Origin of the sequence: Hymenobacter polaris (assembly GCF_012927305.1) — a bacterium.
Taxonomy (GTDB): Bacteria; Bacteroidota; Bacteroidia; order Cytophagales; family Hymenobacteraceae; genus Hymenobacter; species Hymenobacter polaris.
Genome location: NZ_JABBGH010000002.1, coordinates 953,253 through 967,914, shown reverse-complemented (window position 1 = coordinate 967,914; position 14,662 = coordinate 953,253). Strand labels below are relative to the sequence as shown.

Annotated in this window: 7 protein-coding genes; 6 read left to right on the top strand and 1 reads right to left on the bottom strand. The window is 63.6% G+C overall.

The annotated features are described in order from the left end of the window. The first annotated feature begins 301 nt into the window (after positions 1–301). From HHL22_RS14320 to HHL22_RS14295, 6 genes are all read left to right on the top strand, one after another. The gene (locus HHL22_RS14320; protein ID WP_169532028.1) at positions 302–5,554 is read left to right on the top strand and encodes a translocation/assembly module TamB domain-containing protein; all 5,253 of its coding nucleotides are present in this window, start codon (positions 302–304) and stop codon (positions 5,552–5,554) included. 23 nt (positions 5,555–5,577) lie between these two features. Further along, a complete protein-coding gene (tamL, locus tag HHL22_RS14315; protein WP_169532027.1) occupies positions 5,578–7,932 on the top strand; it encodes a translocation and assembly module lipoprotein TamL in 2,355 nt (784 codons plus the stop codon). 128 nt (positions 7,933–8,060) lie between these two features. After that, positions 8,061–8,780, top strand: coding sequence for a DUF4396 domain-containing protein (locus HHL22_RS14310; RefSeq protein WP_169532026.1), 720 nt, complete (start codon positions 8,061–8,063; stop codon positions 8,778–8,780). A gap of 260 nt (positions 8,781–9,040) precedes the next feature. Beyond that, positions 9,041–11,050, top strand: coding sequence for an endo-1,4-beta-xylanase (locus tag HHL22_RS14305; protein WP_169532025.1), 2,010 nt, complete (start codon positions 9,041–9,043; stop codon positions 11,048–11,050). A gap of 171 nt (positions 11,051–11,221) precedes the next feature. Beyond that, positions 11,222–12,220, top strand: a complete 999-nt coding sequence (locus HHL22_RS14300; protein ID WP_169532024.1) for a DUF1028 domain-containing protein — start codon at positions 11,222–11,224, stop codon at positions 12,218–12,220. A 145-nt stretch (positions 12,221–12,365) separates the two neighbouring features. Continuing rightward, positions 12,366–13,454 carry an alpha/beta fold hydrolase gene (locus tag HHL22_RS14295; RefSeq protein ID WP_169532023.1) on the top strand — a complete coding sequence of 363 codons (1,089 nt, stop codon included), beginning with the start codon at positions 12,366–12,368 and terminating at the stop codon, positions 13,452–13,454. A 127-nt stretch (positions 13,455–13,581) separates the two neighbouring features. Here HHL22_RS14295 and HHL22_RS14290 read toward each other — a convergent pair whose 3' ends face one another. Beyond that, positions 13,582–14,619 carry an acetamidase/formamidase family protein gene (locus HHL22_RS14290; protein WP_169532022.1) on the bottom strand — a complete coding sequence of 346 codons (1,038 nt, stop codon included), beginning with the start codon at positions 14,617–14,619 and terminating at the stop codon, positions 13,582–13,584. Positions 14,620–14,662 lie beyond the last annotated feature (43 nt).

Genomic DNA, 14,662 nt, shown 5'->3' with positions numbered 1-14,662 from the left:
AACGACGCGAGTAGCCCTACGAAGGTCAGTCTAGGGCCTCGCGCAGCGCTTGCAGCACGCCGCGCCGGCTTCGCGGCTCGTTGCGTGGCTACCGCCAGCGGAGGCGTCGGGCAAAGCGCAGAACTGGCGCGGCGCGCGGCGGCCAAGCGAGGTAATTGCTGGTGAATTGGATTTTGGGCCGATAATTGTGGACTTGGGCGGCGACGTGGCTAACCCCGGCCCAGGGTTTTGCGTTGGAAAGAGCGATACGCTGTGTTTTCGCTGAAGAGGAGAGCGAGAAGAACCCTTTTTTCTGCTGCTTGTGAACGTCTACTTACGCCGGATTTTATACTTCATTCTTGGGCTGCTGGGCTTGGTGCTGCTGCTGGTAGTAGCCGTAGTGGTGTTCTTGCAATTCCCAGCGGGCCAAGACTTTGTGGCGCGGCGGGCCGAAAGCTACCTGCGCGGCAAGCTCAAAACCGAGGTGCGGCTGGGGAAATTTCGTACCGACTTTCGGCACGCCATCAACTTCGACGACGTGTACCTGGCCGACCAGCAGCGCGATACCCTGCTGAGCGTGGGGCACCTAGGGGTGAGCATCGACATTTTTGCCTTGCTGCACAGCCAGGTGAACGTGAAGGAAGTAGAGCTGAACGACGGGCGCGTGCGCCTGACCCGCACCGAGCCCGACAGCGTTAATAACTACGATTTTATTATCAACGCCTTCACGGACCCCAACGCGCCGGTTGATACCACGCAATCGACGCTGAAGTACGACATCGGGAAGCTGCACGTCAGCAACCTGCTGTTCACCCAGAACGACCAGGTAGCGGGCTCCGACCTACGGGCCAAGATTGGCGACCTGCTGGTGAACATGGACGAGGTGGACGTGAACAACTCCGTCTATAAGGTGGACAACGCCACGCTCAAACACTCGGCCGTGCGGATGGTGCAAACCAAGACCGCGCCCGAGCTAGACGATAACAAGCCCACCGAGCCCCTAGGGCTGACTTTCGGCCTGAACCGCGCCACGCTGGAGGACGTGGGATTTGTATATAAGAACGACCCGGCGGCGCAGTACATCAGCACTCAGATTGGGCTGCTCGACGCCACGGCCAAGAACATTGACTTGGCCAAGGAGCAGATTGACCTGGGCAAGCTGACGCTGAAGAATACCACCTTCGCCTACGCCCAGAACGAGAACGTGCCGGTAGCGCAGCGCGTGGTGAATCCGGCCGAGGCCGTGCGCAAGGTGAACGAGGCCGTGCAGAAGGCTACCCCCACCCCCGTGAGCTGGGCCGTGACCCTAGGGCAGTCCGACATCAGCGGGCTGGCGGTGAACTTCGACAACTTCAACGACCCCAAGCTGAAAAGCCGCTATCCGGCCCTGGACTACAGCCACCTGCACTTCACGGGCCTGGTGCTGAACACCTACGACCTACGCTACACCGACAGCCTGACTACGGTGCAGATTGACAACCTGGCCGGCAAGGACCAGAGCGGCTTCGAGATAACCCGCGCCAAAGCGAAGGCGCTCTACAGCAACACCACCATTCAGCTGGACAGCCTGGATTTGGTGACGCCCAACTCGCGCATCAAGAACAGCCTGGCTATCAAGTACAAGAGCCTAGGGGGCATTGCCGACGACCTGCCCAACCTGGGTTTGGCCGGCGACTTGCGCAACACGCGCCTGGGCTTCCGCGATATTTTGTACCTGGTGCCGAGCCTGGCCGACACGCCGCCCTTCACCACGGGGCCCAACCAGAGCATCTTGGTGAGCGGGCTGGTGACGGGGAGGCTGGGCGACCTGCTGGTGCGCAACCTCGACTTTGTGGGGCTGCGCAACACCACCATCCTGGCCAGCCGGGCGCACATCGTAGGCTTGCCCAACGTAGACCAGCGCCTGTTCGTGGACTTGAACATCCAGAAGTTCAGCACCACGCGGGCCGACTTGCTGAGCATCCTGCCCAAGGGCACGGTGCCCAGCAACATCAGCATTCCCCCTAGCCTCTCGGTGAGCGGCACGCTGAAGGGACGCCCCACCACGCTGGCCTTCGTTACGGACTTGAAGCTGCGCTCGAGCTACGGCAACGTGGCCTTTAGCGGGCGGCTGGGCGAGGCTGACCGCGGCGGCAAGCAGCCGCTGGTGGGCACCTTCGCGGTGCAAAACTTCGACGCGGGCAAGCTGCTGAAAGACCCCACCATTGGCACGATTACGGGCACGGGGCGCATCAACGCCACCGGCAACCTGAGCGACCCCAGCACCTTGGTGGGCAAGCTGACGGCCAACATCCAGAGCGCGCGCTACAACGGCTACACCTACCACGGCGTGAACGCAACGGTGGACATTGACCGCAACCTCTATACCATCGCGGCCAGCAGCAAGGACGACCCTAACCTAAACCTGGACCTGAACGCGGTGGTGAATTTACGCAACCCCAAGAACCCCACTTACCAGGTAACGTCGCTGAACTTACGGGGCGTGAACTTGACCAAGTTGGGCTTCTACACGGGCGGCGACCTGCGGATTCAGGGCGACATTACGGCCAGTATCACCGGCTCGAGCTTGAACACGATTAACGGCACGTTTGGCGGCGACCACTTGGTGATTATCAAGGACGGGCAGCCAATTGCCCTAAATGCCGTGAGCGGACGCATCGTGCAGAACGCCACGCGCACGGCCGTCACCTTCGACTCGGACGTGGCCGACGTGCGGCTGGATGGCAACGTGCGCCTAGGGGACCTGGCGACGGAAATTCAGCGCCACATCAGCCGCTACTTTAAGCTGCCGGGCGTGGAGCCGTTCCGCAACGCAGCGGGTAATCAGCAGTTTACGTACTCGCTGCAAGTGAAGAATACCTCGCTGCTAACGCGCTTCGTGCCCAGCCTCAAGCAGATTTCGCCCTTCACGCTGGCCGGCGACTACAGCCGCGCCGCCGCCCGCCTCACGGCCCAAACCAGCATTCCGGTTATCCGCTACGACGCCTATCGGCTCGACTCGCTGCGCCTCGACGTAGGCTCGAACCCCCAGCGCCTCAGCTACGACCTGCACCTGGCCGATGCCAAGCAGGATACCAGCCTAAACCTGCGGCGGCCCAGCTTAGTGGGCACCGTGGCCGATAATAAGGTGAACGTGCGCGCCGCGATACTGGGCGATAGCAGCAACCGCGAGCGCCTGGCGCTGGCCGGCGCCCTGCAAGTGGTGCCCCAGGGCCGGCGCGGCGACGGCTACCAGTTCGCCCTCAACAACGACCAGATAATCAACTACGACACCTGGACGGCGGGCCCCAGCAACTATGTGCGCTACAACGCCGACGGCACCATTGTGGCCAACAACCTGCGCCTGACCAACGGCAGCTCGGCGCTGGTGGTGCAGAGCCAGAACCCGGCCGTGAATACCTCGCCGCTAGCCGTGCGCTTCGAGCAGTTCGACCTGGGTATTATCAGCAAGGCCATCGGGCAGCCCGACTCGACCCTAGGGGGCACCCTGAACGGCGAGGCCGTAGCGCGGGGCCTGGGCACCAAGAAGCAAGCCTTCACGGCCAACCTCACCATCAAGGACTTGCTGTATAGCAAGACGGTGCTCGGCGACCTGGCCCTGCAAGCCAGCAACCCCGTGCCCGACCGCTACAACGTGAACGCCACCCTGACCGGCGGGGGCGGCAACGACGTGAACGTGCGCGGCGCCTACCGCACGGTGGGCACCACGCCGCTCGACTTTGTGGTGGACGTGCGGCGCCTGAACGTAAAAACCGCCGAGCCCTTCTCGGCCGGCCAAATCAGCCAGGCCACCGGCTTCTTGAGCGGGCAGCTGACGCTGGTGGGCACCACCAGCGCCCCGCAGCTGCGCGGCCAGCTCACCACCTCGCCCGACGCCAGCTTTGTGGTGCCGCAGCTGGGCTCGCCCTTCCGGCTCGTGAGCCAGCCCATCACCTTCGACGACCGGGGCATTGCCTTCCGCGACTTTACGGTGCTCGACTCGGCCGGCAACAAGGCGGTGGCCAACGGCTACCTGCTGACCAAGAACCTGACGGACTACGCCTTCGACCTGCGGGTGACGACTGACAACTTCTTGGCCGTGAAGAGCGTGCGCAGTAAGAACAACACGCTGTACTACGGCCGGCTGGTGGTGGATTCGGACACGCGCCTAACGGGGCCGCTCTCGCTTATCCACATCAACACCACCGCCACCGTGGCTAAGGGCTCGGACCTGACGGTGGAAAACCCCTCGGTAGACCCCTCGGTGGTGGCTCGCGAAGGCATTGTGCAGTTCGTGGACTTTAGCCTGCCTGACTCGCTGCGGGCGCACCGGGCGCCCGCCGACACGGCCAACACCGGGGCCATTGGCTACGACATCACGGCCCGCATCACCATTACCGACGACACGCCCTTCACCTTCATTGTGGACCCGGTGAGCGGCGACAACCTGCGCGTTCGGGCGGCGGGCACGCTCACTACCACCATCGACCCGGCGGGCACCATCGGCCTGAGCGGGCGCCTCGATGTGCGGCGCGGCAAGTACCGCCTCTCGCTCTACGGCCTGGCCACCCGTGAGTTCATCATTGCGCGGGGCTCGTCGATAGCCTGGACCGGCGACCCTTACAACGCCGACCTCAACATCACGGCCATTTACAAGGTGAAGGCGGCGCCGGCCGAGCTGCTGGCCGCCCAGGGCACCGGCGGGCAATACGCCACCAACGTGGCGCGCAACAACATGGACTTCAACGTGCTGCTGAAAGTGACCGGGCCGCTGAGCAAGCCCCTTATCGGCTTCGACATCACCTTGCCCGAGGGCCAGCGCAGCAGCGCGGTGGGCCAGGAGGTGGAAACCCAGCTGGCCCGCCTGCGCCAGCCCGACCAAACCTCGGAGCAAAGCAAGCAGGTGTTTTCGCTGCTGGTGCTGGGGCGCTTCATTCAGCAAAACCCGTTTGAAACCTCGGCCGGCGAGGGCGTGCTGGCCAGCCAGTTGCGCGGCTCGGTCAGCCAGGTGCTCACCGACCAATTGCAGAACCTGACCGGCAAGTACCTGGCGGGCCTAGGGCTAGACCTGGGCGTCACCAACCAGGCCGACTACACCAGCGGCTCGGCCCAGGGCCGCACCGACCTGAACGTGGCCGTGCGCCGCCAGCTGTTCAACAACCGCCTGACCGTGCGCCTGGGCACCGACGTGCCGCTGGCGGGCGGGGCGGCCGGCAACGCCGCTACCAGCGGCAGCAGCTCGGCCAGCAACTTCTCGGGCGACGTGAGTTTGGAATACACCATCTTGCGCGACGGGCGCCTGCGCCTGCGGGCTTTCCGCCAGAATGCCTACGAAGACATCGACGGGCCGATAGTGCGCACCGGGGCGGCGCTGGTGTTTCAGCGCGACTACGACAATTTCAAGGACCTGTTTTCGAAGATTGCGCCGGGCCTGAAGCGCGACATGAAAGAGGGCCGCGAGCGCACCAAGCAGGAAAACGACGAGCGCAAGCGCCGCGAGCAGCAGCTGGCCGACTCGACGGCCGCCGCGGCCGCGCTGCCCGCCCGCACCGCCACCCGCCCCGATACCACGCGCCGCCCGGCCACCAGTAAGTAAGCAGCACGAGTAAGTGAGTAAGCATGAAGGATTTTTCTTGGATAGCCTTGTTTAGTAACCGATTATCCCTAGGCCGGTGGGTACGGGCGCGCTACGCCCTAGGGCTGCTGCTGGGCCTGGGGGCGCTGGCCTCGTGCTCGGGGCTGAAGTACATTCCGGAGGGCTCGAAGCTGTACACGGGCAGCACCGTGAAGATTGAGGCGCCCGAGAAGCTGCGCAACCAGGATGCCCTGCAAACCGAGCTGGAAAGTGTGGTGCGGCCCAAGCCCAATTCCTCCATTTTGGGGCAGCGGCCCAAGCTGTACTTCTGGCACCTAGGCGTAGGCAAAACCAAGGGCCTAGGGCACCTGCTGGCCGATAAGTTTGGCGAGGCGCCGGTGCTGATAAGCGCTGCCCAGCCCGCCGCCACCCAGAAGCTGATGGTGAACCGCATGCAAAACCGCGGCTACTTCCACGGCGCGGCCAGCAGCGAAACGGTGACGCAGGAGAAAACCGCGCAGGTAAACTACACCGTGCGGCCCGGCCAGCAGTACACCATCAAGGAGATTATTTTTCCGCAGCGCGACACGCTCATCGACGCGGCCATCCGGGGCACCCAGGCCGAAACGCTGCTGAAAGTGGGCGACCCCTACGACCTCGACGTGCTCACCAACGAGCGTGTGCGCATCGACAAGGCCCTCAAGGACCAGGGCTACTATTACTTCAACGCCAGCTACCTCCTATTCCAGGTCGATAGCACCCTGGATGGGCGCGTGGCTGTGCACTACCGCGTCATCGCCGGAGCGCCGCCCAAGGCCACGCAGCCCTACTGGCTGAAAACCATTAGCTTGAATACCGACTACTCGCTGGCCGACACGGTTCAGGAAAACCCTATCCGCTACCAGAAATACCTGTACTACCCCGACGAGAAGATGTTTAAGGCCAAGGCCATTACGCGGGCCGTGTTCCTGTATCCGGATAGCTTGTTTCGGCAGTACCGGCGCGACCAGACCCTTTCGCGCCTGATGAGTCTAGGCACCTTCCGCTTCGTAGAAATCAAGTTCCGGCCCTCGGCGGCGGGCGACTCGGCCGGCCGCGCCCAGCTCGATTCAGACATCCTGATGACGCAGCTCAAGAAGAAAAGCCTGCGGGCCGAGCTGCAGCTCATCAGCAAAAGCAACGGCTTTACGGGGCCGGGCCTCACGGGACAGTTCCGCAACCGCTCGGCGTTGCGCGGCGCCGAGCAGCTGCTCGTCAACGCCGTGGCCTCCTACGAGGTATCGACGCGGGCGCCAGCCGGGGCCGAAGGCCGGGGCAACTCGGGCCTGCTCTCGACTGAGTTTGGGCTGGATGCGCAGCTGATTGTGCCGCGCCTGATTGCGCCCAATCTGCCGTTTCTGAACCCTAGGCTGGTTAATTCCAACTTCCAGCCGCGCACCAACTTCGGGGCGGGCATTCGCTACGTCAACCGCACGGGCTACTTCAGCACCACTAGCTACTCGGCCAACTACGGCTACGCCTGGAAAACCAAGATTACCAACGAGCAGGAGTTGAAGCTGATTGATGTGTCGTACAACGCCGTTTCGACTGATACGGCCTTTAACCGAGTGCTGCGTACCCGGCCTTTCCTCAAGCAGGCTTACACTTCGCAGTTCATCCTGGCCTCGTCGTACCACTACACCTACAACCAGCAGGTGCTGGAAAAGCGGCGCCAGCAGATTTTCTTCCAGGGCCAGGCCGAGGTGGCCGGCAACCTGGCCAACGCCCTCACTAAAGCCACCAACGCCCGCACCGATACCCTGGGGCGGCGCACCATTGCCGGCCAGCCGTTTGCGCAGTACGCCAAGTTCGATTTGGAGCTGCGCGAGTACTACCGCATTAGCCCCAAGGCTACGTCGGGCAACCGCATTGTGGGCCGGCTCCAGATTGGGGTGGGCCTGCCCTACGGCAACTCCAGCGGCGGCTCGCTGCCCTATATCCGGCAGTACGGCATTGGCGGCCCCAACTCCATCCGGGCGTTTGCGCCGCGCCAGATTGGGCCCGGCTCGTACCACCCCGTGGCCAATAGCTACGTGAGCAACTACTACGATCAGGTGGGCGACCTGCGCCTGGAAGGCAACCTGGAGTACCGCCAGGACTTGTTTCCCTACGTGAAGGGCGCCGTGTTCGTGGATGCGGGCAACATCTGGCTGGTCAACAACGACCCCGACCGGCCGGGCGGGCAGTTCCAGGCCAGCACCTTCTTGCAGCAGCTGGCCGTGGGCGCCGGCGCCGGCCTGCGCATCGACGTGCAGTTCTTCGTCATCCGCTTCGACTACGCCTTTCCGCTGCGCGCCAACTACGGCGTGCCCGACGACAAATCGGGCCGCCTGAACTTAGCCATCGGCTATCCCTTCTAAAGCTAGGTAGTGCAGAATTTGGCCCAGTAGCAACAGCATTTGGCGAAAAGCCGGCTTGGTGGGTACCAAGCCGGCTTTATTGCGTAGCCAGGCTTGCAACTCCTTCACTACCAATAAGCTATTCACCTATGCTTCGTACTGTCGCCATAGCCTCCCTGGTGGTTGCGCTGCTGTGCGTAGCCATCGTAGCCATCGACATTTTGCGCGGGCACCGCCAGCCAATGGGGGTGATGAACTTCGTGTGGGTGCTCACTCCGCTCTACTCGGGGCTGGTGGGGCTGTGGGCCTACTACCGGCTAGGCCGCCCGATGGCCAAGGCAGCCGGTAAGATGGATATGGATGATAAAAAAGGCGGCGCTAAGGACGGCCAGCAGTATAGCGACATGGACATGGGCCCGAAAAAGCCCTTCTGGCAAAGCGTGGCCCTAGGGGCCATGCACTGCGGCAGCGGCTGCAGCCTGGGCGATTTGCTGGTCGAAACCTTTGTGCTGTATGTACCGCTGGTGTTATTTGGCCACGCCATCTTCGGGGCCTGGGTGCTCGACTACCTCGTGGCCTTCCTTATTGGCATCATTTTCCAGTACTACGCCATTGCGCCCATGCGCCACCTAGGGGTAAAGGAAGGCCTGAAAGCGGCCGTCAAAGCCGATACGCTTTCGCTAACCTCTTGGCAGATTGGCATGTACGGCTGGATGGCCATTGCCACCTTCCTCATTTTTGGGCACGAGCTAAAGGCCAACGACCCGGTGTTCTGGTTTATGATGCAGCTGGCCATGGTGCTGGGCTTCCTCACGGCCTACCCCGTCAACTGGTGGCTGATAAAGAGCGGGGTAAAAGAGCGGATGTGAGCACGGCCTTGCCACCGGGCAAGCGCCCGTCGCGACGGCCGCAGCAAAGCAAACGTAGAATCACAGCAATAAAAGAATAGCTTCTTATTACTATCACAATCGATTAGGATTTGTATCGAAAACGATTCCGGTAAATTATCAGTTATTTCTTTGTTGTTCAAGAGGTTATTTTAACAAGATAGGGCAATAGTTTTAGGGTATGGGAAGCTTGCCGGTGGCACCGACTTTCCTTCCCTTTTCCCACCCAACCCCTTCCTGTTATGAAGAAACCTCGACGCATACTCTATGCGCTGGTAGCCGCGCTCGGCAGCCACTTCACCCTTTCGGCTCAGAACGCTCCCGTAGTGGTGGAAGCCGAAACCGGCACCTCTACCAACCCGGCCACGCCAGTTACGGGCGCTACCACCGGCGACTGGGCCGTGCGCACGGCGGCGGCCAGCGGCGGCGCCCCGGCCGTCACCTACATCACCTGCCTCACCGACGTAGCGGGCTACACTTCGCCTACCTCGCCGGGCGGCGGCGTGGGCGGCGCGGCCCCGGCCACGGCCGCGCGGGTGCTTTCCTTTACCGTCACGTTTCCGGGGCCCGGCACCTACGACCTGTATGCCAAGGTGCGGGTAGGCTCGGGCGGCGCCAACGACGACAGCTTTTTCTACGGCAACAGCCTGGGCGCCAAGGGCCCCACTACCACCACCGACTGGACCACGGCCAACGGCTTCTACAACGCGGGCTACGCCACGGGCAGCGGCAACGTGCTGGTAGACGGCGGTGGCGGGGCCGCCACGGGCGTGTGGAAGTGGATAGACATGTCGAAGTTTCTGACCTACGGCACGGCCGGCAACACCTTTACGGTGGCGGCCGGCGCCCTGACGCAGACCTTCCAGATTGGGGCGCGCGAGGACGGGCTGGACTTCGACAAGTTTGTATTTGGGCAAACGGGGCTGTACTTCACGGTAGCCAACCTCGACGCGGGCACCCAGGGCAGTACCACAGCACCCGTGCAGTTTGTGCCGCCGGGGCCGCCGCTGGCCACCGGCAAGCCCAAGTACCTGGGCTGCGTATACACCGACAACGAGGTGCCCAACTTCGCCAAGTACTGGAACTCGGTGACGCCCGGCAACTCGGGCAAGTGGGGCAGCGTGGAGGGCACCCGCGGCACCTTCAACTGGACCGACCTCGATGCGGCTTACAACATGGCTGTGACCGTGAACGGGCCTTTCCGGATGCACAACATGATTTGGGGTGCCCAGCAGCCAACCTGGATAAAGGGCCTGGCCGACACTACTCAGCTGCGCGAGATTAAGAAGTGGTACGCGGCCGTGGCCACCCATTTCGCCGGCAAGCGCCTCGACTACATCGACGTAGTGAACGAGCCCATCAACACGCCGCCCACTGGCTTCACTACCATTGGGGTGCCGGGCACGCCGGCTGGCACCGCCGTGGCCGACGGCGGCGGCTATATTAATGCCCTAGGGGGCACCGGCGCCACCGGCTACGACTGGATTATTACCAGCTACCAGCTGGCGCGGCAGTATTTCCCGGCCTCCAAGCTGGTGCTCAACGAGTATAGCCTAGTGAACTCGTCGGCCCGCACGGCCACCTTCGTGACCATCGTGAACCTCTTGAAATCTAGAGGGCTAATTGACGGCATCGGTATTCAGGGCCACGCCTTCTCGACGGGCGGCACCCCGGCCGCCACCATCAATGCTAACCTGGCCACGCTGGCCGCCACGGGCGTGCCGCTCTACGTGACGGAGTACGACTCGGACGCGCTCGACGCCAACGGCGTGAGCAACGATGCCGTGCAGCTGGCCGAATACCAGCGCGTGTTTCCGCTGTTTTGGGAAAACCCCAACGTGAAGGGCGTGACGCTGTGGGGCGCCCGCGTAGGCCACTGGCGCACGGCCCAGGGCGACAACATCATCAACGCCGACGGCACCGAGCGCCCGGCCCTGGTGTGGCTGCGCAACTACGTGCAGAGCACGGCCCTGGGCACCCAGGCTGCCAGCGCCGCCAGCGCGGGCGTGTTCCTCTACCCCAACCCCGCGCAGGATGGCAGCGTGTCGCTGAGTTTGCCGCCCAGCCTGGGCGCGCAAGCCGTGGAGGTGGCGCTGTTCAACAACTTGGGGCAGTTGGTGCTGCGCCAGACGCTGGCCGCCCAGCCCGACGCCGTACGCACCCTAGGCCTGCCCGGCGTAGCCAAGGGCATGTATACCGTGCGCCTGCAAACCGGCACTCAGGCCTATAGCCAGCGCCTGACGGTGAACTAGGACCAAGGCCTACCTAGTGCGGTGCCTTCACACAACAGCCCTCCGGCAGCAGTGCCGGGGGGCTGTTGCGCGTAGTGGCCATCGCCAGGGGCCGGGTAGTTAGGCTGTTTTCTACCGCACGGCTTAAGCACTGTTATCCTGGAAGTACATTCGTTTTTTCCTTGTTTCCTTATGCTGAAAAAACTACTGCTCTGCGGGGCTTCGTTGCTATTCGGCCCGGTGGCCGCGCGGGCCCAATCGGTTTACTCGGCCACCGACCCGCTGGCCCACACCTTCAGCATCGTGGCCCGCGACCCTAAAACCGGCGAGATGGCCGTGGCCGTGCAGAGCCATTGGTTTTCGGTGGGCACCTCGGTGAGCTGGGGCGAGGCCGGGGTGGGCGTGGTGGCTACCCAGTCGTTCACCAACAAGTCGTTCGGCCCTAGGGGGTTGTCGCTGCTCAAAAGCGGCAAAACCGCCCAGCAGGCGCTCGACGAGCTGCTGGCCGCCGACGAGGGCCGCGACGTGCGCCAGGTGGCCATCGTGGACGCGCAGGGCCGCGTAGCTACCCACACCGGCCGGAAGTGCATCGACATGGCCGGCCAGCAGCAGGGCCCGCAGTTCTCGGTGCAGGCCAATATGATGCTCACGGCCACCGTGCCCGCCGCCATGGCCAAGGCCTACGAAGCCGGCGCCGCCCTGCCCCTGGCCGAGCGCGTACTGGCTGCCCTCGACGCGGCCCAGGCCGCCGGGGGCGACATCCGGGGCCGACAGTCGGCTGCCCTGCTGGTGGTGCGCGGCCAGGCCACCGAGGGGCCCTGGGCAGACCGCCTGGTGGACTTGCGCGTGGACGACAGCGCCGCGCCCCTGACGGAGCTGCGCCGCCTGCTGCAGCTGCACCGCGCCTACGAGCACATGAACGCCGGCGACCTCGCGGTAGAGAAAAATAATATGCCCCAGGCCATTGCCGAGTACCAGGCCGCCGAGCGGATGTTTCCGCAGAACCTAGAGATGCAGTACTGGCACGCCATCACGCTGGCCAACAAGCAGCAGGTGCCGGCCGCCCTCAAGCTCCTAGGCCCCATTTTTCGCCAGGATGCCAACTGGCGCACCCTCACCGAGCGCCTGCCCAAGGTGGGCCTGCTCACGGTGTCGCCGCAAGAGCTGAAGCAGATTCTGGCGGCGAAGTAATTAATGGGCATTATGCTCAGAGAAGGCGGTCATGCTGAGCTTGCCGAAGTATCTCTCCCGCACTGCTTGGGGTCATTCTGGCGGCGCGGGAGAGATGCTTCGGCAAGCTCAGCATGACCGCCTTTTTTAAACCTCATCATACCTTATGCGCCTCCTCCCTACCCTACTCCTGCTGCTAATGGCCCTAGGGCTGCGGGCCCAGCCCAAGCCGGCCGCGGTGCCGCACCACTTTTTCACGCTCCCCAACTTCCGCACCGAGGGCGGCGTGGTGCTGCCGCAGGCGCGGGTGGGCTACGGCACCTACGGCCACCTGAATGCGAAGCGCGACAACGCTGTGCTGCTGCCCTCGCACTATATGGCCGGGCACCGGGGCTACGAGTGGCTCATCGGGCCCGGCAAGTGCCTGGATACCACCAAGCTGTTCCTGGTCACTACCGAACTGTTTGGCAACGGCAAGTCGTCGTCGCCCAGCAACACGCCCGAGCCGTTTCATGGGCCGCGCTTCCCAGTCATGACCATCCGCGACAACGTAGCGGCGGTGCACGAGCTGCTGACCAAAGAGCTGAAGATTACACACCTGCGGGCCATCATCGGCTTTTCGATGGGGGCGCAGCAGGCCTTTCAGTGGGCCGTGAGCTACCCCACCTTTGCCGACCGGCTGGTGGCTACCTCGGGCACGGCCAAGAACTACCCCCACGGCGTGGTGCGCCTCGAAGGCCAGATTGCCGCCCTCACCGCCGACGAGGCGTTTAAAAATGGCGACTACACCGCGCCGCCCACCAAGGGCCTGGAGGCCTTTGCGGTGGTCTGGACCGGCTGGCTGTATTCGCAGGAGTGGTGGCGCCGCGAGCTGTGGTGCACCACGGCCAAGCCCGGCACCACCTTCGCCCAGGTGCTCGACAATTACCGCACGCACTTCATTCCGGGCGCCGACGCCAACGACCTCATCGCCCAGATGCGCACCTGGGAGTACCACGACGTGGGTAGCACCCCCGGCTTCGGCGGCGACGTAGCCAAGGCCCTAGGGTCCATCCGGGTGCCGCTGCTCTACATGCCCTCCGAAACGGATATGTACTTCCCGGTGGGCGATGCGCGCTACGAGGCCGCCTTCATTCCGCAGGTGCGGTTATTGCCCATCCCCTCGCTGTGGGGCCACACCGCCGGCGCCGCCAGCAACCCCGCCGACGCTAAGTTCTTGAACGACAACATCGGAGAGTTCCTGGCGGGCAAGTAGCTGGCGGTTGGCGTCAGCAAGCAAATCAGACCGTCATGCTGAGCTTGCCGAAGCATCTCTACCGCGCCGTATTGTTCGGTAGAGATGCTTCGGCAAGCTCAGCATGACGGTCTGATTTGCTTGCTACTTACTTCTTATCCTTGCCGAAAATGCTTTTGGGCAGCAGCACGTGGGCGCCGCGGGTGCCGTCCACTACCTGCGTCACGTTGAGGTCGCCGGCCACGCTGCACAGCATGTAGGCGTCGTCGCGGGTCATGCCCTTCGTTTTTACCAGGAAGTCAATCATTTCGCGCACGGCCTGCTTGGCGGCCAGGGTCAGGTCCTCGTCCAGGCCCATGCTGATGTAGTGGGTGGGCGTTTCAGCGCGGGGCACGGTCAGGTGCTCGTCGTGGTGCACGATGAACTCCAGGTTGCCGATGAGCGAGGTTTCGAGGGCGGTGATGTCCACCTCGCCGTTGCCCTGGCCGGCGTGGCCGTCGCCCACGAAAAACAGGGCGCCCGGCACGTGTACCGGCAGGTAGAGCGTGGTGCCCACCACCAAATCCTTGTTGTCGAGGTTGCCGCCGTGGATGCCGGGCGGCGCGCTGTTCACGCGGCCCGACGCGGGCGGCGGGGCTACGCCCATACTGCCAAAAAACGGGTGCAGCGGCAGCTTGATGTTGGGCGCAAAGTTGGCCACCATCTTCTTGGCATCCAGCGGGATAATCCGCATCTTGGCGTAGCCGAAGTCTTCCGGAATAAACCCGCTCTTGGGCCCGAACGCGTTGTAGGCGTAGGGGATGGCCAGCTCGATGCCCTTGATGCGCACCTCCAGCACGTCGCCCGGCTGGGCGCCCTCCACGTAGATGGGGCCAGTGAGGATGTGCCCGCCCGGCCCCTTGTTGGTCACTTTCTCGGTGATGTCGCGCAGGCTCTGCTCAACCTGGGCCGGGGGCACGCCGGCGCCTTCGAGCCGCGCGGGGGTGCTGGTAATGAGCGTGTGCACCTGCACCGTTTCGCCCGATTTGATGCGCAGCACCGGCGCGGCATCGGCCCAATAGTAGCCCCAGGCTACGGTGCTGGGCGTGGCCAGCAGCTCGTGCTGGGCTTTGGGCAGGTGCTGGGCCTGGGCGGGCCCTAGGGTAAGCAGCGCGGCGGCCAGGGTTAGGAGGTAGCGTTGTTTCATATTGGAAGGTAAGATTACCTGATAAAAAAGGCGGTCATGCTGA

What these genes read in the sequence shown, in the direction of transcription:
- HHL22_RS14290 (WP_169532022.1), bottom strand. Translation starts at nt 14,619, where the DNA reads ATGAAACAACGCTACCTCCTAACCCTGGCCGCCGCGCTGCTTACCCTA.
- HHL22_RS14300 (WP_169532024.1), top strand. Translation starts at nt 11,222, where the DNA reads ATGCTGAAAAAACTACTGCTCTGCGGGGCTTCGTTGCTATTCGGCCCG.
- HHL22_RS14310 (WP_169532026.1), top strand. Translation starts at nt 8,061, where the DNA reads ATGCTTCGTACTGTCGCCATAGCCTCCCTGGTGGTTGCGCTGCTGTGC.
- HHL22_RS14305 (WP_169532025.1), top strand. Translation starts at nt 9,041, where the DNA reads ATGAAGAAACCTCGACGCATACTCTATGCGCTGGTAGCCGCGCTCGGC.
- tamL (WP_169532027.1), top strand. Translation starts at nt 5,578, where the DNA reads ATGAAGGATTTTTCTTGGATAGCCTTGTTTAGTAACCGATTATCCCTA.
- HHL22_RS14295 (WP_169532023.1), top strand. Translation starts at nt 12,366, where the DNA reads ATGCGCCTCCTCCCTACCCTACTCCTGCTGCTAATGGCCCTAGGGCTG.